We start from the raw sequence: 25,018 nt of genomic DNA, 5'->3' as shown, positions 1-25,018 counted from the left end.
TGTATTTATTCCCCTAACACCGGGGGCGCAAAAAAACGCCCTCGGAAGCAGGGTTAAATTTCTAGTGCTATAACTGAACCGATGAATTATGAAAAGACTATCAGAACTTATGGCGCTGGCCATGGAGCAAAGTATAAACCCTGCAACTGATGTTGAATGGACTATACGCTATTCAGGACCAGTAAATCAGCTTGAGCTAAGATATTATGATAAAGGTCTCTCAAACATGAAATATGAAGATGCTAAAGTTTTTGAGGCTTATTTGAATAATAAAGAAACTATAACTAAGGCCTGTAAGTTTCTTGAAAAATACCTTACAACCCTGGCATCATGAAACAGCAGCGCACAAACGATTCATTACACGCCGGGCAAATTCAGTTGCCGTTTATGGCCAATGCGCCGGCAGAACTGAAAGAACCACGCCTGAAGCCCGAAACTCAGTCCAGGGCAGATGAAAATACCTTTAAGGTGGTTTATCCTATGATAAACGACCAGGCGTTTAACCAGATGATGGACAATTACCGACGTTTTGTAGACGAGTATAACATGGCCACAGAATGGGAAAACGTGGATATTGCCAACCATAACCAACGCGTGGAACTGTTCCTGTCCAGGAAAGCCACACCGCTACAAAAAAACTACGCCGGGCACTTTGCTAAGCTGAATAAAGAACTGGACGGACGCGAGTATAACGCCGCTGCCGATAAAGTGAACGCAGAGCATGGCCCTATCATAAAAAAAATACCGCTGCACATCCTGAAATACACTACAGAGCAGTTCTTTCAGAACTTCCTGCACGTGTACAACCGCCAGCTGATGCAGCGCAATACCGAATACATGAGGCTGAGGGTTACCGAACCCACGCCGCTACCTTCCCTTAAAATAAACTCGTTCCTAATAACGCAATTACAGCGCGCTGACGGCGTTTCCTCGCTCAAGGTATGCGGTAAGACCGTTCGCAACCATAGGCAGCACCTGGAGGCTGCTGGGGTGCTTGTAAAGAGTGTTTTTCGTGGCCACACAGCCGCCGTGGAAGTGGAAATTAACCCCGAAATCCTGGTAGTTTTCGACCTCCGCACCAACAAACTGACCGCGCCTGTAAACCAATCGGTTACGATAGACGAGCGGAAAACTTTACCTGATAACGATGAGATTACTGGGGCATATAAAGAGGAATATCAAGAAAAGAACGGTGCTACGCAGCCGTTTGTCGATAAGGTGTCGGCAAAGCCGACGTCCTCTTCTCATTACAGGGGCATTTCTTACAGGGTCACCGGCTGCAAGGGACAAAATTTCACCGAGGGGGGCGCGGCGGCCGGCGAAAATTTGAAAAAAAATATTGCTGAAGAACTCCGACAGCGCATCATGCACCCTCAGGAACTCGCCGAAGCCCTTGCGGCAGGTGAGTTTAACCACTACGTTCCCATTGACATACGCATACTGAAGGCAGCGGCATACGATGGCATGATGAGTGCCGCCGAGTACCGGGAACTGATTATCCAGGAACTACTGAAACAGTCGGCAAAGATTTGGATCAATGCCACACCGTATGCCGGCAGTTGGAAAAACGCCATCAATCACTGGATGCAGCACAAGTTCCTGAATTTTAAAGGCGAGCCGTTTGGTCCCGCCAATGTTTTTGACTACCTGGAGGAATACCGCTGGCGCCTAGAACAGGCCAGGCGATGGTTTAGCCGGGCAAGTGTGGACGTAAAACCGCTGTACCCGTCGGATTATTTTGATACCCGTCGTAAAACCAAGGCAGAACTGGGCTTTGAAGGTACAGTGGCCATGTGGAAGCGTAAACTGCAGTACGACGAAAAGCGACCGATTGAGAAACGCAAGCAGGAGAAAAAAGCCGAAAAGCGCCTGCAACGCATTAGCGATAACCATAAGCTGAACCATCAGGTAAAGCGATACCTGGGCGGTAAAGTTTCACTGATTCAGCTGTGTGAGTACGTACACGAAAACCTTCCGAAGGAATTCTACGAAAAATTGCCGCAAGAGCTCACGCGTCGCCTGGCAGAAAGTGGCCAAAGTTTACTCCATGTCCTTAAATAATCTACAATTCATGTGCAATGATTAAAAAAATGGCCTACATCCGCAGTTTTACCGATGTTCAAAAGCAGCAGCTGGAGAAGATCTCAGCTGAAACAGGTTTGAAGAATGCTTCTGATGTTTTTCTGCATTGCCTTGAGGCATATTACACAAAACAACTGGAAGTGGAACGATGGAAAGGCATTGCGGCGTACAAGGATAAAAAGGTGAAAAAACTGAATGAGCAAATTGCCTCCCTTGTATATATAAGGGCAGATGACACCCCCGAATGAAACAGAATCACTAAACCTAATTATAAATGTCAGTAAACATCAACAACTATGAAATTAAAATGCGCATCCTTACCAAGCCGGGCCACGAAAACAAGAGCTGGCTCAGCTTTGAAAAATACACCGACAAACGCTCCCAAAATTCCATTATCGAGGGTATGTACCGCCGGTTTAAAGAAAGCGACTGGCCACCCATCACCCAGAAGCTCCAGTTCTATGATAAGTACGGTAAACTGGTAGATCAGAAAGAGGTGTAATTATGACCCTGCCACCCGTAAAATTCAAAAAGGTAAAGCGCGACCAGGCTGTAGAGCTTCAGGCACTGCTTACAGAATACCTTCAGCTGCAAGCGCAGGATCTTACCCATCAGCAGTCGGTACGGTTCCACAGCGCCGTGCAGGATGTAGCCCTGATTATAGAACTGTACCTGGTACTGCGCACTAAGCTGGAGAGCCGAAAGCCACAGTTTTCCCTTAGCCTGAAGGTACAACACGCGGTAATACTGCTTTTTGCGTGTAACAAATGCTTTTTACAGGACGGCAGTTACAAAAGCCTTACCGCCCTGGTGTTCATTAATGAGATAGACCAACAGTTGAAATCCCTGAATGTCAATCTGCAATTTTAGAATAATCACTTAACAGTAATTTATATGCAAGACGTTTTAAAAACGGTGGCTATTGCCGATATTACGGTATCGGCCACCAACCCGCGCAGGCATTTTGATGAAAATGCCCTGGCCGAACTGGCTAAAAGTGTAGCACAGTACGGCGTAATGACCCCTATATTACTTCGCCCAGTAAAAAAAGGCTACGAGCTGGTGTGCGGCGAGCGCCGTTACCGCGCCTCTAAGATGGCAGGTAAAACCGAAATCCCGGCTAACATACGTAAACTTACCGATGATGAAGCTTTCGAGCTTCAGATTATTGAGAACCTGGAGCGCAAAGAGGTGCATCCGCTGGATGAAGCCGAGGCCTTCAGGCGCATGCTGGACAGTGGCCGGTACCAGATAGCAGATATTGCTGCCAAGCTTGCCAAGCCTGAAACTTTTGTTGTACAGCGTTTAAAATTGAACGACCTCATTGAAGAGATTAAAAAGGATTTTTTTGATGGTGAACTAAACATTGGCCAAGCGGTACTCATTGCGCGCCTGGAGCCTGATGCGCAGCAGGAAATCAGGGACGGTTTTAAAGGCCAGAAAGCCGACGGCTATGGAACCGTAAAACAACTGGAAGCCGAAATAAACAACAAAACCATTGCCTTGGACACGGCTTCTTTTTCTACTAAGGCGCTATACGGTACCATACAGGCCTGCGACCAGTGCCACAAGCGCACAGCGGTAAATCCGGCACTGTTCCCGGACTTGCAGGAGGTAGACTGCTGCATGGATAAAACCTGTTTTAGGGTGAAGACCGAAACGGCGCTGATAGAAAAAATTACTGGCCTGGTAGCTGAAGGCAGTGAGGTGCGCCTGGCTAAAACCTTTAGCGGCGAGCCGGCTGCCTCTGTCAAAGCACTAGCACAGGAGTATGGCCTGCCCATACTAAAAGAACACAGCGATTTTTACCCTACGGATAACGGCGGTACCCAGATTGAAGTACTGTATGTGGTGGGAAATTATACAGGCGTATCAAAAGTGGTGTGGGTAAAAAAAGCCCCGGCAGTAACGGGTTCCGGCGCGGGTACATCGTCCGGTTCCGGCGGTGAGTATACCAAGCTGCAGCAGCTGAAGGAAAAGAAGCAGCGCGACCTGGATCTGGATGAACAAAAGGTACACGCCAAAATTCGTGAAGCCCTGGATTCCGAGTTTTCTAAAATGCAGCCTATGCCGTTTACCTGCCATGACAATGATGCCGATGTGTTCCTGCTGTACCTGGCCATGTTGCATTCGCCCATTTACCATGTTTCGTGGGTATTCCAAAAAATGGGTTACGAAATGCAACGCGAGTATAAAACGGTGGAAGATCTTGTTAAGGATTTCAGCGCTTTTACAGATGAACAGAAAAAGCAAATGCTTTTTGTACTGCTGTACCGCGCCTGCAAGGAATCAAGCACAGGTAAAACACTACATGGCCAAATAATACGCTGGTTAGCCGACGGGCACCCTAACATTGATGTGACTGCCATACAGCAATCCCAGGACGAAATAGCAGCTGTGCGCATACAGGGAACTGATAAGAAAATTGCCGAGCTGGAGCAGGCGGAAAGTAATAACGATAAAAACAAAAAATAATGGAATCACCTATCATACAACAAAGCACAGATTACAGCCAGTTTACTGTAATCATAGGCAACAGGCCACTAAACGAAAAGAAGATCCGGAAACTGGTTTCAGACATTGAAAACGGCTTCAATATGTTGCCCTACGTGCCCTCAATCGTAAATACCATATTGGGGGGGGTAAACTGGGAATAATCGACGGACAGCACCGTATTGAAGCCGCAAGGCGTACCGGTAACCCGGTCTACTACGTGGAAGCCGATAACCTTAGCCTTAAACAGATTGCAAACCTGAACAGCCGTAGCGAACGCTGGAAAGTGCAGGATTTTCTGAACTGTTACGTGAATTTGGGTAGTGAAGATTATAAAACACTGCAGCGTTTCACTCTAAGGTTTCCTATCAATATTATGACTGCCGTGGATCTACTAATGTTTAATAATCCAAAGGTTGGAGGTGGCCACGATAGTAAGGAAATATTTGAGAGTGGAGATTTCAACGTAAAATATCTCACTGAGGCTACTCATTTAGCCAATGTGGCCAAAGACATATTCGGAGCTTACAGTTTCAGCCACGACCGCTACCTGCTCCAGGCATTACAGGTGCTTCAGGAAAAAGAACTTTGCGACTTTGAAAGGCTGAAACAGAAGCTTAGTGCTGTTCCTACAATGATGGTAAAGCAGACTGATAAAAAGAAATATTTAGGCAATATAGAGCAAGTGTATAACTATAAAGTCCAGAACAGGGACACAATATATTAATCATGTCAGACAAACTACGAAACTTCATAGACAGTATGGTGACCATAGACTATATCGAGGAAAAAAAAGAGTACGGCCATTATCCGTTTGTTTTATTGGCTACAAAAGATGGTAAGGCAGAACTGAATGCCCTTTCCGGGTTGAGAAGCGAGCAATGCTATGAGCGTTACGCTTACTATGCCATCAGGGAATATGATGAAATATTAATGTCAATGGATTTCCCTCCGAATGGCGATATTGAAACAGACTTCGTTTTTGTTTTTGCCTATTTAGATGCTTCCATTGATGCAAGAGCTATTACCTATGACAAGGAGACCGGAAAACGCCTCAATGAGTATACCGCGAAAGACAAAAAGATATTAGCAGCAATCGTTACCCAGTTTCTAAACACTTACCCTGAGAGCAAAAAGTAAAGTACTAAACTAATCACTATGCCACAACAATTCAACATCGACGACGAGTTTAAAAAGTACCTGCACCGCGCAGGCCTAAACCCGGAGGTAATGGATGCCATTCAGCTGCGTGAGCGCAAAATGGTATTCATGGCAGGTATAACACATCTTTTGAAGTATACCCTTGAATTAGGCGATGAAGATGTGCCTGAAGAGATAGGCATGGCCTGCCTGGATAACATCTGGAACCAGGTTAACGAATACTGGTCTAACTTAAATAAACCCCAACAATAACATGAAACAATTCTTCTCAATTATTATGTCCTGGTTCGTTATCAGGAGAGGTATTCCTAAAATGAAAAATCCACCGGCACCACCGCAGGTTAAACGTAACGGAAAAGTAATCGGTACAGCGGTATCGGTTACGGTATACAAGTCAAAGTTTCTTGCTTTTATTGACAATACGTGCCAACTGAATTTAGAACTCAGTAAAGCCGCTACTTCCAACAGGAAATTGGTAAAAGCGTTCAGGAGGCAACGCCTGCATGCCATGTACCAGGAAACAGGCTTGGATTATGGCAGTGCCCACAAGCTTGCCGCCCGGTTTAAAATGTCGTTGCGCGAGCTCGCAGACTATTACCACTACTTCGGGCAGTTGCCCAGGGATGAGTTCCGTACCGTAATACTAAACTACGGTGTACCAAATCTGATTGCGGAGTTTGAAAGTTTAATGGAAAATAGTGGGATATGATAACCGGCCAAATGCTTAAGCTGTGCGTAGACACGGCTAAGGAAATCTACCAGGTTCCGGCACTGGGTAAAAGCAGTGCCGCTGACTATGTAGATGCCAGGCGCGCCATATATGCCGTGCTGTACAATGAAGGGTACACACATCAGGAAATTTCAAAAGTTGTGTATAGGAGCCGCCCCACGGTAGCGCATGCGCTGCAATCGCATTTAAATTTGCTCCGGGTGCAGCCTGACTATAAAAGGCGGTTCCAGCAGTTTGTGAAGTTCCCGCTGTGCAATGATACCGAGAAAGTTTTTCTGAAGTTGTACCTGTTTAAAATATAAAGCCATGCCCACACTAAATAAACAATTTACCCTTGAGGTAACTCCGGAACAATTTATCCGCGCCTGTTCTAACCAGGAACTGTACGAGCTGCACTTGCTTATGTGTTCGCCGGCAGTGGAACATCGCATTAATACCGTAATCGAAAAACTAAGTTTAAACGATGGAAAGTAAAAAATGCGATCACTGTAATGCTGTCCTGGTGCCGCGTGCTAACAGCCCCATCCTTGCAGATGGTTTCCTGGACACCGATACCGGACAGAATGTTTGTATACAATGCAAACCTAAGCATTATAAATTAAAAAAAGAAGCAGGAATGGAAGGACTTTTCAGCGAAATGCCGATTGTTCTTCCGCTTCCTGAAGAAGAGTAAGCCCCGCCCATTAGCGGGGTTATTTTTTTTTTTTCAACAACAATTGATAATTTGATTTTATATTATTAAATTTAATTAGTAGATAACTGTTTTTAAACCAATCATTATGGATAGAGAGAAATTTAAAGAAATAATTACTGAATTATCAGGTTTCCCTAAGAAAAATGTAGGTTCGGGGAAATTAAACGTCATGGGAACATTTCGGGTAGCCCATGAAAAAACAGATGAAGGAAAATGGTTCTTAATGGAGAACAAGCAAGAATTATTAGATTTTCTAAATCATTATAGTGAGTCTAATACTGAAGGTGAGAAAAGAATACTTCTGGATAGTATTTTTGACGATGCTGGAATAAAGGACGACGAGCCTTACTATATTCAATTTTATTATTAGCATAATAGTTTTAAAAAGCCTTCACATTGAAGGCTTTTTTTTGCCTGGTACAATAAAAACACACGCTTTAGTGTTATTATATGTTGATTTAAATTGCATATATGTAATTTTTGTAACTTAGCCAGGCTTATCCCTTACTATGTCTCTCTACTCACGTGTTACTACATTTGCCACTATCTGTGGCATTGAGTTGGCGTATTCCGCCTCTGTAATACCCTCCGTACTGGAAGGCTACCAGCCGTTTGTAAACAACTTTATTGAAAGTGGCAACTTCATGCCTGCACACTTCGGTAAGGCTTCGGTAGACTTTGGCGAGGAAAGCGGTATAAGCAATGCCGGCATAAGTTATAAGCAAAAACTAACCATCCAGTTTCCTACTTCAGACAGCGCCCGTGCCACGCGCCTGGTACAGATCCAAAAAGTACGCTTCATAAAAATCACGCTCAGCAATGGCAAGATTTTAATAATGGGGCGAAATGATTACTATCAGAACGCCCGGCCAACCGTTACCACTAAAGCCACGCAGCACCTTGCGCAGGCCGTTTTCGAGACCGAATCCATCCTCCCCCTGGGCTATACGCCAAATCCTAATGCCTCCGGGCTTCCAGACCTGATTCCGATTGACTTAATAACCGACGATTAAAATACGATGAGTACGTTCTTAGAACTTTTACTTGCAGAACCCGATAAGGTAGACAGCGCCGAAAGACTGGCGCTTTTCCAGGCTTTTGGCAAAGAACATTATGCTGATGCAGCATTCCTGAACCTGCTTAAAAATAGCCTGGCTTCGTTGCTGCAAAATGGTGTTCCGGAATACAACGGCTGGCAGATAATAGATTTTACCGCTGTTAATGGTGGTTCGGTACACGCCTGGCTGAATACCCAGCTGGAGCCTATAGTGTTGCAATCGCAGGCTTTGGGTATGGTACTGTTTAAAGGAACCATCGGCACGCGCAAGGTAATCTACCAGTTTATTGGCGCTGCCGGAACCTACGGCGCTACCGCCACACTGGCCACAGCTGACGATTTTATCTTGGTGTATTCCGATTTGCAAGCCGATATTAAGGTTTTCCGCCTGGCTGAAGGGCAAAGCGCTGCAACAAACATTATAAAAAAATTCAACCTTAACACCGGTTGGGCCACGTTTGGTGCCGAATTACCTGTTAGCATAGATGGGCTTCGTGCACCGGTATACCTGCGTGTGCGCGAAAGCATAGACGGTACGGTAAACATTTACAATTACCTCTGGAAAGGCGCTGCCGGTTCCTGGGGGCATGGTGGTGCTGAAATGACAGATTCCATGCTTGAGCTAATGGGTACAAAGGCTGAAAGCGTACAGGATATAATTTCAGACCCGAATACCGTTACGGTAAACCTGGGAGAGCTTACAAGCGAAGACTGGATAACCCCGCTTAACAGCGCAGCTCGCGATTTCAGTAATACTGCCAATGTTTATTATGTGGTATACATTTTAGCAGGTGTAACCTATACCTGGCGTTTTGTGGGTACTCCGGGCGTGTACGGTGGCAGCGGCAACCCCGCCTTTACCGAAAGTATGTTTGCTTCGGGGCCATCGGGTGAAACGCCGGCATATACGGTACCCACATTAAAACAGGTGACTGACGGTCCCGGTCATGGGTACAGCAATTACCCCTTTGTGGTAGAATCATTGAATGGTGCTGGTGACCAAATATCAAAAATGGTAATTGGTTCAAACAGCATTTCAAACCAGGTAGAAGGCGGTAACTGGGGTGTAATAGCCTGGGCACTGCAATTGCTGGACGGCGTTACCTATACCATTCCCGCCAAAGAAGCCGATGACACTTTTGCCATGCTTACCGATGTTGTAGACATGGCCACGCAGCTTATAGACGGCGCGGGTTCTGATTACAACACATTTTACAAGATACAGCAGAAGCTTAACGCCATTACGGCGATAATAGGCGATTCAGCGCCCGATGCCGACAACATTGTTAATACAGTGTCGGAACTATTAGAGGTGTTTTCCACTTATCCTGAAGGTGTAAACATCATTACGTTAATAGCAGGTAAGGTAAACACGAGTGATATTGTAAACAACCTTAACCAGGCAGTAGCAGGTAAGGTGCTTGATGCCATGCAGGGAAAAGTATTAAACGATGCCCTTGCAGCGCTTACCACAACCGTAAACGCTAAGCTTACCGGTACACAGGCCACAGATGCCGAAACACAGGCCACAAGTACCCCTACTGCCGGTAAATTCATAGATACATTAAGGCTGTACAACTGGAGCCTTAGCACTGTATTTGGCGACCGGGTGCGGGCTATTGCGCTTACGGGGCTATCTGTTGCAACTGTGGCTGTTGTAAGCGCTACCGATTCAATACTTTCGGCAATTGGTAAGTTGCAGGCACAGATAAGCAATAAGGCTGTTGCGGCTGATTATGCCGGCAGCCCTACCGATGTTGCAAAGCTGCCTACCATAAAATCATTAGTCGACTGGAAAAACTTAACGACATTTTGGAAATCCACCGCCTTTGCCGGTACAGGTTCCCGGATGGTACAGGTTGACAGCACCGGACAAATGAGTACGCCAAACGAAGTGCTTGCAGTAGACCGCCGTACACAGGATAATGATATTATTACTCCAGCGACAGGTGCGACTTACAACAGTGGTAACAACTACACCGCGGTAATTACACCACTAAACAGCAAGACCTTTTATGAAGGGCAATATTTTTTCAGTGGTAACTACAAATATGAGGCGGAAAGCAACAACACAGTACGCCGCCAGCCTTTAGGATAATGGATACTTACAACTCTAAAATAATTCCCGATAGGGGTAAAATATTCATCGGTGCCCAGCCCCTTGTCTTAAAAGGTGTGGGTAGCAAGTTTCCGTTTACTACCTCGAATAATTCTTCATTGCCTTATGCAGTCAACGCAATGAATTTCAGGTTTTCTGTCCCCGACACAATAACGATAGACTACGGCGACGGTACGGTAACTACGTTTAACACCTTTACGTATGCTAGTGTTGCCAATGTATTCATTATATCGGCAAACCTGTATTATACAGACCTTCAGGCACAGCACCCTGTGCATAATTATGCAGATGGTCTGAGTATTGAGCGTACCGTAAAAATAAGCTACAACAGGTCGAATCTTATCCGCTATTATCAAAGCGCTAATATTGGTTTTTCAGTACAGCCGTTTAACTTTATTTGGGCTGCACATCCAGCGTTACAGGAGTTCTACCTGAGCGCAATGTCATTTGTTACCACCCTTAACCTTGACGGCCTTACAGCTAACTCCTGCCCGTTCCTGAAGGTTTTAGACCTGACGTGCTTTGCCAGTGCCTCGGAATGGTACAACCATGCCCCTGTAAGCGTGTTTAATATACCGGCAGAAAACTTATGGATAGGTTCTCCTGGCTATTCGTCTAACACTACCATAAACGGCACTAATCTCCATGAGATAGCCAATTACCCCATAAAGAACTATCTCGTTAACCTGAGATTGACCAGCATGGGGCTTACCGATACCCTCGGCTTACCATCTAACTGGACTTCAACGAACCTACCTGCTTTACGCCTATTGCAGATAAGTGCAGGTAATGCATATACCAGCATCCCGGCACAGGTAAACAGCCTGACACTGCTTACACAGCTTATTATGTCAGGCTCCACAGCGCTTACAGCATATGGCAACATATCAGCGCTTAAAGATAGCCTGGTAACGTTGGATTGGCAGTCGAGTACAACCGTGTATTCACTTGGCAACTACCCGTCATATTTTGATACGTTCACCAAGCTTAGAAGTATCAGCTATGCTAACTGCGGCCAAAGTACACAAAGCGTTTGTACGGCTATTGTGGATATACTATACAACCTGGTAACACGTAATGCACCTTTAACGGGTGCTAATAACGGCACAGTGCCATATAGAGGCATGACGTTTAACTTAACTGTATCAACCGGAACTACGGCTGTGAATGGTACTATACAAGCGCCTACAGGCTTTGTGTTGGGAAGTAGTAACGGGAGCCCTGCTAATACCGGAGAAAAAATATACATTTTACGAAACCAATACGGCGCGACCGTTTTAATTACATAGCGAATGAAGAAGATTGTGATTTTTGAGCCAGGCAATATAATTGCCGCCACAGAGTACATTGAGGGGACAAGGGTATTAATGCCCGAAGGGAAAGGCATCATCATACACGATGATACCCAGATTATAAAAGACATGCTTACCACTTGCGGGGTTACCGATTTTTCTTTACTCGAGATATTTGAACAACAAAAATGAAAACCTTTGTCAGTAGTACCAATCAATATAAGGCCACACCTGGTGCCGTATTTCTTCAAGGAATTCGACGGGCAGCAAGGGGTGTACAATGGCAAGAACATTAAGTCGGTAAAAGTAGCGACAGGATCTTCTATAGGAAAATGGTTCCAGCTGTTCATGCTACAAGTGAGCGTTCCGGGAATTGAAGTGGCCAATGGTTACTATAATATTTTTTTGTCTATTGACGAAAATGCGACCGATGGCGAAAAATATTCCGGCAACTATTACCGCTATGAAACTTCTCCACGCGATTTTATAGCGCTTCCTGAAGACGTAAATAAAGCCTTGAATGAATTGTTCGAAGACATTTTTCGTATGGGCTTTATTTCCTTTATGGACGGATATATGGTAAAGGTTAAGAAGCCGAAATTTGGCGATATTACCAGGGGAATAGACGAATTTATTGATAAGTACGACCTGCTTGAAGTAGGCCTTACCCCGGAGAGCATGCGCCAGCTGTACGCACGTGAAAAAAAAAACCTCGTTTAAAACGGTTTACCCTGCCACCGGCAAACCGTGTTGCAAATTATAAGCCCTGAACAGTCAGGGCTTTTTTCATGTTACAAAGTCTTTTTTTATAGTAGGGTAAGTTTGGCAGAAAATATCCGTCATGAAACTAATCACCTCCATCCTTGCCACATTATGCGCCTTTTTCTTCCCTATTAAGGGTATTCTCCTGGCCGTAGGTGTGGCTGTAGCCTTCGATACCATTACCGGCGTGTATAAATCTGTTAAGCTTAACGGGTGGATGTCCATCCGCAGCCGCCGCCTTTCCGATGTTATAGGCAAAATTTTATTGTACAACACGGCTGTGCTGACCATGTTTGTAATGGATAAATTCCTCCTCGATGAATTTTTCAAACTGTGGTTCAGCATCGATTTCCTTTTTACGAAGGTAATATCTGCCATCCTTTTCATTATTGAACTCACTTCCATTAAAGAAAATTTCGAAGCGGCGTATGGGCTAAACCTATGGGCAATACTGAAAGCACTCTTTTCCAGAGGTAAAGAAATTAAAAATGAGATAAACGACTTAACAAACTAATCCATGAAACTGACAGAACATTTTAGCCTGGACGAATTTGTATGCCATGATGCAGCCAGGACAGCGCCGAAGGGTATCGCCCTTGAAAACGTAAAAGAATTGGCTGCTAACCTTGAAGTACTCCGCGCGCACTTCGGTAAACCAATCACCATTAACTCGGGCTACCGTACTATTGCCTATAACGAACTGCAACCGGGACACGCCAAAACCAGCCAACACCTTTTGGGTAAGGCTGCTGATATTGTGGTTCCGGGCGAAACCCCTGAAGCTGTTGCTTCGGCTATAGAAGCGCTTATTGCTGCCGGTAAAATGAAACAAGGCGGCGTAGGCAGGTACAACACATTTACCCATTATGACATCAGGGGTACCCGAGCCCGATGGAATTACCGAAAGTAACATGAAAAAACTAACCATCCTGTTTGCGCTGTTGGCTATCAGTTGCGCAAGCCGTAAAAAGGAGGTGCATAGTGTAGAAACCAAAAGTCGTTTCAATGCAACAATAGACACCTCCTTTTCTTTTAAAAACCAGTTTAATTATGCCGCTGCGCTTACATCTGCAAGCCAGGCGCAATATCAGGAACTGAATATCGAATACGAGGGGTGCAATCCCGGTGACAGTATCAACATTACACAGTACGGTTCGGATGGTAAACCTCAAAGCTCTACTACAATAAAGGGCAAGGGAAAGGTTAACCTTAAATCCGGTTCCGGTACCAGACAGGAAACCGTACAGGCTAATGCCGCCGGTTCCGGCGCTGCTGAAGGCAAAGCTTCCGGTAAAAAAGATTTTGCTGGCGAAACTGATAACAGGATTCTGGACAAAACTGTAAAAACATGGGCTTTCCCGTGGTGGTTCTGGCTGGTCCTGGTACTTATTGCCCTGGTTGCAGCCTGGCGGTTAAATAAAAAATACAACTGGATAAGCCATGTTACAAAGATTTTTAGCTAACACATACAATTTTGCCCTATGAGAGTAAATTCCGTAATACACGAAATATCCAAAGGCTACTGGGCTATAAACCCCGCAGTGCTGCCTTTTTGGGCATCCATAGTAAACCAGTTGTTTGCAAGGGAAGAATTTAGGCTGGAGGGAGAAAAACAATCCATGGTTACGGTTTTCGATAAGCAAAACCGTGTGGTACCGCCTAATGATTCCGGTATGCAGGAAGTGCCGCCCGGTTCTGTAGCGGTAATCAATATTATGGGCATCCTGGTACGCTATGGCGATATGTGTGTGTATGGCGCTGAAGATTATGTAAGAACGCTTTACAACATCGAAGCAAACCCCAACTTCATAGGCGCTGTAGGTTATTTTGACGGCCCCGGCGGTGCGGTAGGTTCCATATCTCCATTTGTCCAGTTCGGAAAGGTACGAAAAAAGAGTTACGTAGGCCTGTATGAAACGGCGTGTTCTGCGCATGCTTTCTCCATGTACCCCTGGGTAGACCATATTATGGCCGAAAATGACCTGAGTGCCACTATCGGAAGTCACGGTGTGGTTTTCTCTGCTAAAGACGACAAAAAGTTCCTGGAAAGCCAGGGCTTTACCTTCCTTGAAATTTACCCGGACGAAAGCGAGGATAAAAACCTCCCGGTGCGCCTGGCTCTTGAGGGCAAGTTCGACCTCATAAAAAAAGAAATGCTGTCGCCAATGGCGCTGAAGCTTCAGGAAATAGTAACCTCTAACAGGCCAAATCTAAAAGCAGATGCGCCTGGTGTACTTACCGGCAAAGTGTTTTATGCACCTCAGGCCATTGAATACGGACTGGTGGATAGTATTGGCAACCTTGAAGCCGCAATTGCCCGCGTCCGGGTACTGGACGAAATGAAAAAACTAAAAAAGAAATAATTCACTAACTAATTCTATTAAAATGGTAGATCCAAACAAGAAACAAAATCAGATGTTTGCCAGGACAATGGGTATCATTACCGCGTTGGCGGCAGTTGTCGGTTGGGGCTCAGAAAAAGAAGTTCCTATTAATGCAGAAACGCACCAGCTCGACCTTACTCAGGAGGCTGAAGCGAAACTCAAGGCCTATTTTGGCGACGACCTGTTCGCCAGCATGCAGGAAACAATTAACGGCGAAATCAAAGCATTCTATGATAAGAATGATGATATTAAAGCTGTTAGCGACCAAATTGCCGCCCTGCTGAAAGAAAAACAAGCTAAAGCGGAAGAACTTGAAACTACAGACGACCGTGATACTGCTAAAGCCCTGAGCGCACAAATTAAAGCACTGGATAATGCGCATAAGACGGAACTGGCGGCGCTTAAACAACAAATTGCGGTACTTTCGGCAGCAGGTATTGGTAATATACCGGCATCGGTAATAGACCAAGCTGCAAATGGAGGAAAACAGCACTCTGCTACCCACCTGTACGGTATAGCCGACCCATGGCAGGCATTTGACCAGCGCCCATGGAACGCAAGGGTAAAAGAGGGTGGTATGAAAGCGACCGATTTCCTGAACAACAGCGAAATCCCTACGCTTAATGGCGACCTTGAGCACTTCATCCGTAAAAACCCGGATGTAATAAAATCGTGGTTTGACGATTTTGAAGACCTGCCGACCGACTGGGACCGCCAAAGCGGAATCATTGATCGTGTTGCTTCAGGAAGTATAGCGGTTGGTGAAATCGTACAAGGCCGTAAGAAAGGCTGGTTCCCAAAAAACAAGTTCAAATTCGCTGTTGAAGAAGGCCGTGTGTTCCGCAAACAGATTGACATTGAATTTGACGGCTACGAACTGCAACAACTAGAAACTACCTGGATAGCCCAGCTGAAAAACATGGACGGTTCTCAACCGTGGAAAATGTCATTCATTGGCTATCTAATGAGCGAAATTGCCAAGCGCCAGCGCCTGGACGACCGTGTGGCTCAGATTAACGGTATTTACGCTGCCGATCCTAACCAGGAAGCTGCCGGTGCTAACCTTGAAAGCCAAAACGGTCTTCGCTACTACTGGTGGTACTATAGAGATTCGGCTAAAAAATACCGCTCATTCGTGCTGCCTGATATGGATAAGCCTACCAAAGAAAATATCGTGGACTATGTAAATGCCATGATAGAGCAAATACCGGTAGAACACCGTACACAGCAGGGACTTGAAATACAGCTTAGCCAGGAAGTGCTTCAATGGTATCGTAAAAAAGCCGGTGACCTGTACGCTCTTAAGTACGATACAGACCTTGGTAAAGCCGAGTATACGCTGAATCACCCTATAGATTATTCTAACTTCAAGTTCCAGCCGCTTAAGGACATGACCAAAACATTGTTCATTGGCATTACTTATTCTAAGAATATCCGCGTGCTGGATTACGACATCTCTGAAAAGAGCCGCATGACGATTGGCCATGAGAAACGTAATACGCACATTTTCGCTGATTACAGGCAGGGTATACAATTTGTATATGTAGGTATGGAAGCTGCTGAAGGTGAACCGGCCGATTTCCAGAAGCAAATGCTTTGGAGTAACGACCAGCCTATTTTTGATAAATCGGTTTCTTCTACACTGTACGACGATAAGAGCGGTGTTATTAGGCTGAACTACAACAACATTAAAATAGCGCCAAACTTCACTTCAGATATTACCAGTATATCTAAAGAGAACCTGGAGCCGGGCATGGTACTAAGGATAACCGGTAACCCTGATGCGGCAGCCTCTAAGGCCGTAAAGGATAATGCCAAATTTGACCTTACAGCAGACTTTGCCATTAACAGCAACAAGACACTTACACTGATTGTAAACGATGATTATTCGTGTACAGAAATCAGCCGTACAGATGTTTCAGCAACCCAGGCTAACGAAGTTGAGTTTACAGGTACTGCAATAGATGCCACAGAAGGTAACTACTTCAGGTATACAGGTGTGGCAAACGCTACGTTAGGCTCTGTAAGCGGTGGTGTAGATTCTAAAAACATTAAAATCTACGGTAATACCGGTGTTACGCTTACCATCCAAAATATTGCAGGTGAGCTTACCGGCCTTTCATCTGCTGTTACCCTTACCGCGGATACCCACTGGATCCAACTTACCTACGTGGATGGTATCTGGGTTAAAACCAAATTGTCTAACGCCTAATACCTAAAATAAAATGGGACCATTTCCAGGCATGAATTTTGTAAAACCAGCCGGCCCTGCGGGGGCGGCTGCTCCTAAGGAGCCGAATGTAACCATCATAGTGTTACCGGACATAAGGGTATTCCCTCCAAGGGATGCCAAATTAATAAAAATGCTAGGCAGCTTTGTACTCATAGACGGTGCCCGTATGTACAGTTTCTACCACACCAAAGGCAACTTTGATGCTTCTACTGAAGCCGGTGGTTCTGAAGATGCTGAGACCAATGCACACAAAGTAGTATTAGACCTGCCTGGTGACAGCCTTGAGCTGAACGAAGCCCTTGCAGCATTCCAGGGACAGGATCTAATCGTAATCTTTGGCAGTTGCAAAGACGATTTCTATAAAGTATTCGGTACTAAATGCGCACCGCTTCGTATGAAGATAGCGAGCCAGGATAACAAGGACGGACGTAAAAAAACGGTTACGTTTGAGCAGTATGTCCCTACCGATTATCTTCCGGGCCATTATTACGGTTCATTCTTGTTTAAAGAGCCTTATGATGCTCCTAACACCACGTTTGACATTAATGCAGACAACGGTAACCAGTACGTAGTTCCGGCGCTGGATGAAACTGCAGCCATTGCGCCATCTGCTGTTACGCTAACAGCCGGGCAAATTGTTACCTTCATCGGTTCAGGCGGCTCAGATCCGGCAACGCTTACATCTGGTGTGGCGGGTGCGGCTACGGTACTACTCGTAGACGGAAACACCTGGGAAGCACAAGCCGGCGCAGTGATTCACCTGCAGGTGTTTGATGCCGGTACCACAACATACCTAATTGAAGTATCCCGAGGTTGACTTACCGGGGTAGTCCCAAGCAACCCTGGTACTGAGGAACCGGAGGAACCTGCGGGCTATCCCCCGGTATTCACAAATGATGATGCTGTTTCCTTTGCCGTAAGCCAGGAATTTACGTTCCAGCTTACGGCTATAAACAGCGCCACATCATTTAATATAACATTTGGTGCTCTACCTGAAGGCCTGGAACTTGACGAAAGTACAGGGCTTATAAGCGGTACATATACGGGCGAACCAATGGGTACAACTGTAACATTTGCCGCCGTTAACGGATATGGTACAGATACAATTGATGTGTTGTTTACTATAACACCGTCGGGTCCTTTTGAAGGAGAGTTTGATATTTCATTTACCCAACCTTAATAAGCCATGGCAGATTTTACCGAATTTAATGATTTGAACAGCGACGTTCAACAACGTATTACCGATAAAACCGGTGCTAACAGCATATCAAAAGCTGACGTAGGCGATTCCATTACTGATTTGTCTAGTTTGACTAAGGCAAAGCTTGAGGAAGTTGCGGATGATGTAAGTACCAAGGCTGATATTGACTCGCCCGTTTTTACTGGCGATGCGAAAGTGCCTACAGCACCCTCAGGCGACAATGATGAGAGTGTTGCTAATACAGCCTTTGTTGTTGCTGCAATAGATGAAGCCTTACAAAATTTACCTGAGCAGCCCCTGTATGCTAACATGATTGCTCCTACAACTACAGCTCCTTATCCTGAATTGATATATGACATCAATAATTTAACGAGCGACAGTGGAAGTGTGCGCGTACCAGACCCTGCTACTACAAACATAGGTCACACGCTTTACGTTAGGACAAGTGTAAACACATTGCTGAGGAGTTACGATAATACAGCAAAATTATCAGTCGGTGCTACTAACGCTTTCAACAGCAGTGTAACCTTAGCCTATAACAAAACTTATAGATTAATGCATCTTGGTTCTGGTGTATGGCAGGTCGAGTATGTGAATGGAGGCCAGTATGCGATAAATGGTATTCCTGCTGATGGTATGGGAAACTTTAATACCGCAATAATTGACGGAGCAACGACAGAGCCACTTACCAAAGCAATGTTGAATAGTACCTACTATTATTTGTCTTTCCCTCCCGGCACACGCGTATATTGTATAAGTATGACTGGAGGTCCAGTAGTTTATGAAAGAATGGATCAAAATGATTGGGCAAGCCAACCAATAACACTAGTTTCTTAACATTACCCACCAACCCATATAAAAAGCCCCGGTTCTCGGGGCTTTTTCATGTTACAAAGTTTTTTTGCGCAGGTAGCCATCTTTGGGGTGATTAATCAAATTTTTAAAACCATGGATAAAATTGAAGTAATTAAATGGCTGGCAAACCTGCCTGAATCGCCTATAGAGCAATTTAACGAGGGCAGGCAGATATACGGCCGCTCAAAGAGTAAAAACACCAATACAGAGCGCGTATTTAACCTACAGGGCTATAAGCGCGACCATCTGGCCACACTGCTGTATGAGATTAAGAAAGCGTATGGCGTAGCCGAAAAAGAAATTGTGCAGTATAAGATTGAAGCTGCTGCACCGGTAGTAGAACTGGTGGAACCTTCTTTAATTGAAAAATTGGCCGCTGCCATAAGGGAAAGCGGTAACGGTGATATATTCCTCGCAATAAAAATTGGGAAAGAATATGGAATCAACCTGCTAACTAACGAATATTATAGCCCGGAACTTCAAGAGTTTATAAACAGGATAAGTACTTCCATTTCCGATATGAAGGAAAATATTAATACCCTGGTAGGAAACGAGGAAGTTAATTTTGGAGAAGAAGAGTTTGAGATCCTTTGCAAGCTGCTTGAAAACGATATTGCGGCAGCGGTCATTCCTGAGGAAATAAAAACAGAACTGGATCACTTGGCCAGTACAGGTAAACCCACAGAGCAGGAAACCGAAAATAACAATACCCCAACGGCAGACCAACCCACAACCCAACCCGAAGGTGCATCTGATATTCAGCCTACAGCAACAAAAGAAACCCCTGCGGCTAAAGAAGCAGCAGCTGTAGGCGAAGAGTTCAGTATCCGTACAAAATACCCGTTCCTTAATGCTCCTGATTGCCCGGATGAGTTCCTGGTACTTGTAGGCAAGAAAATCGCCGCCTGGCACCGCTATGCTGAGGCACACGGGAAACTGCAGCAGCATTCTGAAGGTAAACTGGAACTGACAGAACAGGAGAGTAAAGCACTGGCCGCTCAGGCTACGGCTGATTTTGAGTTTAACCAGGCTATCGACAAAGAACTGGATTACTACCAGGAAAAAGGCGAAATATTGGGTGGATTGCCATTCTTCAGGGAACTGGCCATGAAACGCGAGGTAGAAGCCATGACGAATGAGGAAGCGCACAATTTTATTAAAAACAGTGCTCCATACATCAGTCGCAAAAAGTCTTCCATCAAAGCGGCCAAATCTGACGATAAGAAAGAGCAGCTTCAGGAAGAACTGGATGAGCGCCTTGCTAAAGTTGAACTTGCAAAAGCGAAGCTGGGCATAAATGGTAAATAGGTTTTTCGATATCAATAAGCACACCGCCCCAAAGGTTAAAGAGCCTGAGGGGCATGGTGTTTATATATCTAAGTACCTGGCGCAGCATTATCAGAAGATAGAGAAGCTTCAGCGCGATCTGGTACGAATTCCCACCCAGGGAGAAATATTTTACCTGCAATCTGATGGTTCTTTCAATGCATTCACATTCATAACAATGTTATGTAAGTGTATGCCTATAAAACAATTGCATGCTTCTACTTACAGTTTAAGTCGAAAAGTAATCGAGGCATTAATGGAATTGCACGATTGCGGCGCTATCGAACAAATTACCCTATTGGTAAACGATGGTATGATAGCCCGAAACCCGGTTACAATGGATAACCTGGCTTCAATGGCAAAATCCCGCCCTAATGTCCACGTGCAACTTGCGTGGGTACATGCTAAAGTAAGCCTGCTGCAAACACACGATAACTATTATGTAATTGAAGGTTCAGGTAACTGGGCTGATAATGCTCAATACGAGCAGTATGTGTTTTCTAATGACAAAGGTGCTTACGACTTCCGGATGAAGTTGTTTACCGAAATAAAATCAAAACCATTCCTATGAATCCAGTTTACATTCTCCTGGTCCCGGTTCTTATGGCGTTAATAGCGCTGCTCATAGCACAACAGGCCGATTTTAAAAAATGGAGGAGCTATTTAGTGTGGCTGGCATACGGAATGGCCCTAACAATACTAATCTATGGGCAGGTTAAAATATGAGCCATTAGTGCTCGATGAAGAACAGTATGAAACCATACAGCAGCTTGCGGCCACAAATTATAGCCCTGAGCGTATAGCATTGTTCCTGGGGATTAACAAGCAGGCATTTATGCATGAGTGGTATGATAAAGATAGCCAGGTGCGCTACCGGTACGATAAAGGTGCGCTGGAATCAGAATTTATTATTAACCAGAAGCAGTTAGAGAATGCTCAGGCAGGAAACATTACCGCAGCCCAGGTATTCCTGAAGGAAGCCGAGCGCATCAGGATAGAGAATGTAAAGAAACAAATACTCTTTGGAGGCTTTGAGATCCCGGATGAAGAAACTGAATAAAAAAGCAACAGATGTTAACCTGGACAGCATTAACCTCGAAATGCTGAAGCTTTGCATTGCCAAAGGTCCTGAGAGCCTCCCGGATGAATACAACCGGTACCTGTCACTCCTGGATAAAATTCGGGGCATGCATATCAGCGTAGATAAGTTCGGAAACCCAGAACTTATTATAAACCATTTGGTAAAATACGAAGGTTTAAGTGTGCTTAAAGCCAGGGAAATGTATAACGAAGCGCTGGAATATTTCTACGCAAATGTACACCTGTCAAAAGAGGCATACAGGAACATGTATGCTGATAAAGCTGATAGGATAATAAATACGGCTATGGTTATGGCAAAAGACGTATCTGACCTGGCCAAAGTTATGAAAATGATTCACGAAAACTTCCTTATGCGTGGCCTGGATGTTCCGGATCCGGATGAAAAGCCTGAAATCTATAATCCATTCAAAGTTTACACTACTAAACCGGAAGATTTGGGTATGGAGCTGCCGAACAGGAACAGGGTAAAAGGACTTATTGACGGGCAAATACCGGGACTTACAGAGAAAGCAAAATCAATGTTATATCGTGAGTTGGGAGTTGACCAATTTAAAGCATTTTTAGATGAGCAGGAAGACGGCCGTAAAGACAGACGATGAAAGTGTAGACTTGCGCTACGCTACCAAGGTACAGGCGATGATAGATCTTATTGCACCGAACAGTCTTGCCGTTATTGGTGGCCGCGGTACCACTAAGACAACGATATTAATGGCACGCCGGTCTATGGACGTGATACGTTCCATGCCTGGTAGCTACCAGGTTTTTTTGGCTGATACTTACGTAAATGCCATGAGAATACTTATACCTACGCTTGTTAACGAGGGATGGTATAAAGAAGGATGGCACGAAGGCAAGCATTTTGTTGCAGATATCCGGCCACCGGCACACTTTGATAAGCCCTATAAGCCTCCTATGTCCTATAAGCACACACTTTCTATATACAATGGAACATTTATCCAGATTGGTAGTGCTGACCAACCGAGTAGCCTTGCCGGTAACTCATACCAACACTACTATGCGGACGAGGTCAGGGTAATAAAATTCGAAAAAGCAAAGCGTATATCTCCGGCAATCAGGGGAGCTCGTGAACTTTTTGGGCATTCTCCGTATTATCTCGGCCGTACGTTCATGACCGATATGCCTAATATCCTTTCCGGGGACGACGATTGGATCTATAACCTGCAGGCAGAAATGGATCTTGACCAGGTAAAGCTTTGTCTTGAGGCCGGATTTATAGTGAACGATATAAAAATAGAGTTTATGGCCGCCGTACAGCTTGGTGATAAAGCTGAAGCCAGGCGCCTGCAAAAACTTCTTTTACAATGGATGCACCGCTGGTATTCATTAAGGAAAACAACAACACTTTTTTATGTGATTTCAACGCTCACAAACGTAGATTTGTTGGGCGATGAGTGGTTTTTCACCCAGCTGTCGAGTTTAGGTCCGGAGGAATTTAAAACGGCTATCCTTTCCCTACCTATAAATATTAAGCAAGGCGAAAAATTCTACGCAAACCTGAGCGACCACCATTTCTATGACGATGGTGTAAATAATGAGTACTACATCAATAAATACAGCCTTTTAGAAGCAGCGAGCATAAAAGAGAGCAGCCAGGCGCTGCGCTATATAAAGCACGATAAAAAGCTTGAAGCTGGAGTGGATTTTGGTGATATGCTCAGCCTGGTCACTGGACAAACGAACGGAAATTACCTGCACATCCTCAAAGATTTCCATACGCTACCGCCCCAGAGCACGCGCGAGCTTGCAGATCAGTTCCTGGAATTCTATGCCGGGCATAAGTTTAAAGTGCTCGACCTGTATTACGACCGCGCCGGTAATGCCTACAGCCAGATAAAACGCGACTGGGCATCCGAGTTGGCCAAAGCAATTATGTTCGATAAGAATGGCAAGCCTACCGGCTGGAGGGTAAACCTTATGAGTGTTGGCCAGGGTAACATTCTTCAGGAAGAAGAATACAAGTTTGCAAAGGAGCTGCTAGGTGAAACAGTGCAAGGCCTGCCGAAAGTAAGGATAGACAAATTCCAGTGCAAGCACCTGAAGAGTAGCCTGGAGCTTACAAAAATGCTTGTGAAGGTAGATAAGGATGGGGTAAAGAAAATTCACAAGGATAAATCTTCGGAAAAGCTACCGATGGCCAAGCGGCCAATGCATTCAACTAACTTTTCCGATGCGTTTAAATACCTCGTTTTCCGCCCGGAGTGGGTAAACCGTACAAGGGAGCGCGGTTCCTGGACAGGTTTATCTCCATCTGTGGGTTAATCCGGAAAACACCGCCATGCCGAGCGCGCAGCGCGAGAAAATTTTTAAAAAGCAAATAAAGCCCGTTTAAGAGGGCTTTATTTGTATAATGTGTGGTACGTCATTTTTCCATAGTTGGTGGTTTATAGCGTACGAAAATCGGGGTTTTTCCATGTGTAACACGTCCATACAATGCACCTCGCCCCGTATTTTATGAAAGCATAAGTTTATAGCGGTCATTTTTACACAAATTGGGTCAAGGTCTTGGCATACGTAGTAATTGCCGTTTGCTTTGTGGTTCGCTGCTAATACTATTCTGCCGCTGCCGCTGCACGGTTCGTTAATCGTGCTGCCCCATCCTTCGCCCATTACAAGCTGCGCCATAAGGTCGCACAATGGCTCAGGGGTAAAGAACTGCCCTAAACGCGATTTTTTGCTCCTTGAGGCCAAAACCTCGTAAAAATTGCCCAAAGGGTCACACCAAGAGCCATTTTTATTGTTGCGGTCGTAAATCATTATTAACTCACCTAACATTTTAGCAAAAATATTTAAATCGGCTTTCTCATACCTTTTAATAGTTTCAAAATATAAATCCTCATTAGTTCCCCAGCCATAACAGCAAATAATTATCGTTAGTAGGTCGTCAAACAGTTGCGCATCGTCGTATTTATATCCAAATTCCCCGAAAGCCTTGTTAAGGGGTCTAAGTTCCTGCGGTACGTCCTTAGTTTTTAGCATCTTTTTTGCGTGCTGTAGGTTCTACTTGTGCATTGCTAAAAAGGTAGCATATAGGGAAAAACTCTGTTTTGTCCTCGTTTTCTGCTTGCTCGTCCTTCGCCTTTTCTTCGGGTTTTAATTCTCGCTTTTTACCCCAAATTAAAAAGCCCTTTTCACCCTTTTTTATGCTCATGCCTTGCTTTTTCCACTCTCCAAAGGTGTTAAATTCCTTGTGTGCTTCGTTAGCATAAAAAACGTTAATGAGGATTTCATTTATTGATAGCTCGGGGAAATCAATTTCCTGTAATTCCCTGGCTTCCTCTGATAGTTTACGTAGTCTTTCCCTGTTTTCGTTAACGGGTTTAGTATTGTTTTGTGTGGCTGTTTCAGTTGTCATTTTCAATTATCAGTTTATTGTTGGTTACGGTAATAGATACTTTATTGCCTATGGTAAAGCCTGCGGCTTCCATCCAGTCGCCCTGTAAGGTTAATTTTGGCTTTACGCTTCTTTTCCAAGTGCTGCGCACAAAGACAGAAGAAATTTTTAGAGTT

Annotated in this window: 35 protein-coding genes and 1 pseudogene; 33 read left to right on the top strand and 3 right to left on the bottom strand. The window is 44.8% G+C overall.

The window, feature by feature from the left end; translation table 11 throughout:
- Window positions 1-88: 88 nt before the first annotated feature.
- From ACLI1A_RS10325 to ACLI1A_RS10165, 33 genes and pseudogenes are all read left to right on the top strand, one after another.
- Window positions 89-334 carry a hypothetical protein gene (locus ACLI1A_RS10325; RefSeq protein ID WP_411408577.1) on the top strand — a complete coding sequence of 82 codons (246 nt, stop codon included), beginning with the start codon at window positions 89-91 and terminating at the stop codon, window positions 332-334.
- Complete coding sequence (locus tag ACLI1A_RS10320) at window positions 331-2,061, top strand: hypothetical protein (RefSeq protein WP_411408576.1); 1,731 nt, start codon at window positions 331-333, stop codon at window positions 2,059-2,061. The genes ACLI1A_RS10325 and ACLI1A_RS10320 overlap by 4 nt, the downstream gene beginning before the upstream one ends.
- A gap of 17 nt (window positions 2,062-2,078) precedes the next feature.
- The gene (locus ACLI1A_RS10315; protein WP_411408575.1) at window positions 2,079-2,330 is read left to right on the top strand and encodes a hypothetical protein; all 252 of its coding nucleotides are present in this window, start codon (window positions 2,079-2,081) and stop codon (window positions 2,328-2,330) included.
- A gap of 26 nt (window positions 2,331-2,356) precedes the next feature.
- Window positions 2,357-2,584, top strand: a complete 228-nt coding sequence (locus ACLI1A_RS10310; protein WP_411408574.1) for a hypothetical protein — start codon at window positions 2,357-2,359, stop codon at window positions 2,582-2,584.
- A gap of 2 nt (window positions 2,585-2,586) precedes the next feature.
- Window positions 2,587-2,952 carry a hypothetical protein gene (locus tag ACLI1A_RS10305; protein ID WP_411408573.1) on the top strand — a complete coding sequence of 122 codons (366 nt, stop codon included), beginning with the start codon at window positions 2,587-2,589 and terminating at the stop codon, window positions 2,950-2,952.
- Window positions 2,953-2,976: 24 nt separating this feature from the next.
- The gene (locus tag ACLI1A_RS10300; protein ID WP_411408572.1) at window positions 2,977-4,557 is read left to right on the top strand and encodes a ParB/RepB/Spo0J family partition protein; all 1,581 of its coding nucleotides are present in this window, start codon (window positions 2,977-2,979) and stop codon (window positions 4,555-4,557) included.
- Entirely contained in the window at window positions 4,557-4,739 is a 183-nt protein-coding gene (locus ACLI1A_RS10295) for a hypothetical protein (RefSeq protein ID WP_411408571.1), read from the top strand. The genes ACLI1A_RS10300 and ACLI1A_RS10295 overlap by 1 nt, the downstream gene beginning before the upstream one ends.
- A 56-nt stretch (window positions 4,740-4,795) precedes the next feature.
- Window positions 4,796-5,302 carry a hypothetical protein gene (locus ACLI1A_RS10290; protein WP_411408570.1) on the top strand — a complete coding sequence of 169 codons (507 nt, stop codon included), beginning with the start codon at window positions 4,796-4,798 and terminating at the stop codon, window positions 5,300-5,302.
- 2 nt (window positions 5,303-5,304) lie between these two features.
- Window positions 5,305-5,715, top strand: a complete 411-nt coding sequence (locus ACLI1A_RS10285) for a hypothetical protein (protein ID WP_411408569.1) — start codon at window positions 5,305-5,307, stop codon at window positions 5,713-5,715.
- Window positions 5,716-5,733: 18 nt separating this feature from the next.
- Window positions 5,734-5,988, top strand: a complete 255-nt coding sequence (locus tag ACLI1A_RS10280) for a hypothetical protein (RefSeq protein ID WP_411408568.1) — start codon at window positions 5,734-5,736, stop codon at window positions 5,986-5,988.
- A gap of 1 nt (window position 5,989) precedes the next feature.
- Window positions 5,990-6,445 carry a hypothetical protein gene (locus tag ACLI1A_RS10275; RefSeq protein ID WP_411408567.1) on the top strand — a complete coding sequence of 152 codons (456 nt, stop codon included), beginning with the start codon at window positions 5,990-5,992 and terminating at the stop codon, window positions 6,443-6,445.
- Window positions 6,442-6,768, top strand: a complete 327-nt coding sequence (locus tag ACLI1A_RS10270) for a hypothetical protein (protein ID WP_411408566.1) — start codon at window positions 6,442-6,444, stop codon at window positions 6,766-6,768. Before ACLI1A_RS10275 ends, ACLI1A_RS10270 begins: the two co-directional genes overlap by 4 nt.
- 4 nt (window positions 6,769-6,772) lie before the next feature.
- Window positions 6,773-6,940: a hypothetical protein gene (locus tag ACLI1A_RS10265; protein ID WP_411408565.1), complete on the top strand. Its 168-nt coding sequence runs from the start codon at window positions 6,773-6,775 to the stop codon at window positions 6,938-6,940.
- Window positions 6,930-7,139 (top strand): hypothetical protein, encoded by a 210-nt coding sequence (locus tag ACLI1A_RS10260; RefSeq protein ID WP_411408564.1) that lies wholly within the window; start codon window positions 6,930-6,932, stop codon window positions 7,137-7,139. Before ACLI1A_RS10265 ends, ACLI1A_RS10260 begins: the two co-directional genes overlap by 11 nt.
- Window positions 7,140-7,245: 106 nt before the next feature.
- Window positions 7,246-7,530, top strand: coding sequence for a hypothetical protein (locus ACLI1A_RS10255; RefSeq protein ID WP_411408563.1), 285 nt, complete (start codon window positions 7,246-7,248; stop codon window positions 7,528-7,530).
- Between the two features lie 139 nt (window positions 7,531-7,669).
- Complete coding sequence (locus ACLI1A_RS10250) at window positions 7,670-8,173, top strand: hypothetical protein (protein ID WP_411408562.1); 504 nt, start codon at window positions 7,670-7,672, stop codon at window positions 8,171-8,173.
- 6 nt (window positions 8,174-8,179) lie between these two features.
- Window positions 8,180-10,315, top strand: a complete 2,136-nt coding sequence (locus tag ACLI1A_RS10245) for a hypothetical protein (protein WP_411408561.1) — start codon at window positions 8,180-8,182, stop codon at window positions 10,313-10,315.
- Window positions 10,315-11,625 carry a hypothetical protein gene (locus tag ACLI1A_RS10240; RefSeq protein WP_411408560.1) on the top strand — a complete coding sequence of 437 codons (1,311 nt, stop codon included), beginning with the start codon at window positions 10,315-10,317 and terminating at the stop codon, window positions 11,623-11,625. The genes ACLI1A_RS10245 and ACLI1A_RS10240 overlap by 1 nt, the downstream gene beginning before the upstream one ends.
- Before the next feature lie 3 nt (window positions 11,626-11,628).
- Complete coding sequence (locus ACLI1A_RS10235; protein WP_411408559.1) at window positions 11,629-11,820, top strand: hypothetical protein; 192 nt, start codon at window positions 11,629-11,631, stop codon at window positions 11,818-11,820.
- A 6-nt stretch (window positions 11,821-11,826) separates the two neighbouring features.
- Entirely contained in the window at window positions 11,827-12,348 is a 522-nt protein-coding gene (locus ACLI1A_RS10230; protein WP_411408558.1) for a hypothetical protein, read from the top strand.
- A 121-nt stretch (window positions 12,349-12,469) separates the two neighbouring features.
- Entirely contained in the window at window positions 12,470-12,904 is a 435-nt protein-coding gene (locus ACLI1A_RS10225; protein WP_411408557.1) for a phage holin family protein, read from the top strand.
- Between the two features lie 3 nt (window positions 12,905-12,907).
- Window positions 12,908-13,300, top strand: coding sequence for a YcbK family protein (locus ACLI1A_RS10220; RefSeq protein WP_411408556.1), 393 nt, complete (start codon window positions 12,908-12,910; stop codon window positions 13,298-13,300).
- Complete coding sequence (locus ACLI1A_RS10215; protein ID WP_411408555.1) at window positions 13,257-13,853, top strand: hypothetical protein; 597 nt, start codon at window positions 13,257-13,259, stop codon at window positions 13,851-13,853. The genes ACLI1A_RS10220 and ACLI1A_RS10215 overlap by 44 nt, the downstream gene beginning before the upstream one ends.
- A gap of 18 nt (window positions 13,854-13,871) precedes the next feature.
- Window positions 13,872-14,753 (top strand): S49 family peptidase, encoded by an 882-nt coding sequence (locus ACLI1A_RS10210; RefSeq protein ID WP_411408554.1) that lies wholly within the window; start codon window positions 13,872-13,874, stop codon window positions 14,751-14,753.
- Between the two features lie 52 nt (window positions 14,754-14,805).
- On the top strand, window positions 14,806-16,986 hold the full coding sequence (locus ACLI1A_RS10205) for a hypothetical protein (protein WP_411408553.1): 2,181 nt from the start codon (window positions 14,806-14,808) through the stop codon (window positions 16,984-16,986).
- Window positions 16,987-16,999: 13 nt separating this feature from the next.
- Window positions 17,000-17,824 (top strand): hypothetical protein, encoded by an 825-nt coding sequence (locus tag ACLI1A_RS10200; RefSeq protein ID WP_411408552.1) that lies wholly within the window; start codon window positions 17,000-17,002, stop codon window positions 17,822-17,824.
- 72 nt (window positions 17,825-17,896) lie between these two features.
- Window positions 17,897-18,187, top strand: a pseudogene (locus ACLI1A_RS10195) (putative Ig domain-containing protein); the annotation flags it as partial.
- 6 nt (window positions 18,188-18,193) lie between these two features.
- Window positions 18,194-19,045: a hypothetical protein gene (locus tag ACLI1A_RS10190; protein WP_411408551.1), complete on the top strand. Its 852-nt coding sequence runs from the start codon at window positions 18,194-18,196 to the stop codon at window positions 19,043-19,045.
- A 111-nt stretch (window positions 19,046-19,156) separates the two neighbouring features.
- On the top strand, window positions 19,157-20,371 hold the full coding sequence (locus tag ACLI1A_RS10185) for a hypothetical protein (RefSeq protein WP_411408550.1): 1,215 nt from the start codon (window positions 19,157-19,159) through the stop codon (window positions 20,369-20,371).
- The gene (locus ACLI1A_RS10180; RefSeq protein ID WP_411408549.1) at window positions 20,361-20,960 is read left to right on the top strand and encodes a hypothetical protein; all 600 of its coding nucleotides are present in this window, start codon (window positions 20,361-20,363) and stop codon (window positions 20,958-20,960) included. The genes ACLI1A_RS10185 and ACLI1A_RS10180 overlap by 11 nt, the downstream gene beginning before the upstream one ends.
- Before the next feature lie 135 nt (window positions 20,961-21,095).
- Complete coding sequence (locus tag ACLI1A_RS10175; RefSeq protein WP_411408548.1) at window positions 21,096-21,449, top strand: hypothetical protein; 354 nt, start codon at window positions 21,096-21,098, stop codon at window positions 21,447-21,449.
- Window positions 21,433-22,089, top strand: coding sequence for a hypothetical protein (locus tag ACLI1A_RS10170; RefSeq protein ID WP_411408547.1), 657 nt, complete (start codon window positions 21,433-21,435; stop codon window positions 22,087-22,089). The genes ACLI1A_RS10175 and ACLI1A_RS10170 overlap by 17 nt, the downstream gene beginning before the upstream one ends.
- Window positions 22,055-23,770, top strand: a complete 1,716-nt coding sequence (locus tag ACLI1A_RS10165; RefSeq protein ID WP_411408546.1) for a hypothetical protein — start codon at window positions 22,055-22,057, stop codon at window positions 23,768-23,770. Before ACLI1A_RS10170 ends, ACLI1A_RS10165 begins: the two co-directional genes overlap by 35 nt.
- Window positions 23,771-23,836: 66 nt before the next feature.
- Here the strand turns inward: ACLI1A_RS10165 and ACLI1A_RS10160 are convergent, their stop codons facing one another.
- From ACLI1A_RS10160 to ACLI1A_RS10150, 3 genes are read right to left on the bottom strand one after another with little or no spacing between them, the layout of a single operon-like run.
- Window positions 23,837-24,487, bottom strand: a complete 651-nt coding sequence (locus ACLI1A_RS10160; RefSeq protein ID WP_411408545.1) for an N-6 DNA methylase — start codon at window positions 24,485-24,487, stop codon at window positions 23,837-23,839.
- Complete coding sequence (locus ACLI1A_RS10155) at window positions 24,474-24,863, bottom strand: ArdC-like ssDNA-binding domain-containing protein (RefSeq protein ID WP_411408544.1); 390 nt, start codon at window positions 24,861-24,863, stop codon at window positions 24,474-24,476. The genes ACLI1A_RS10160 and ACLI1A_RS10155 overlap by 14 nt, the downstream gene beginning before the upstream one ends.
- Window positions 24,853-24,993 (bottom strand): SymE family type I addiction module toxin, encoded by a 141-nt coding sequence (locus tag ACLI1A_RS10150; protein WP_411408543.1) that lies wholly within the window; start codon window positions 24,991-24,993, stop codon window positions 24,853-24,855. Before ACLI1A_RS10150 ends, ACLI1A_RS10155 begins: the two co-directional genes overlap by 11 nt.
- Window positions 24,994-25,018: the final 25 nt, after the last annotated feature.

Origin of the sequence: Flavobacterium sp. RHBU_3 (genome assembly GCF_046613565.1) — a bacterium.
Taxonomy (GTDB): Bacteria; Bacteroidota; Bacteroidia; order Flavobacteriales; family Flavobacteriaceae; genus Flavobacterium.
The sequence above is the reverse complement of the archived record's forward strand: the minus strand, read 5'-3'. Positions and strand labels throughout refer to the sequence as shown.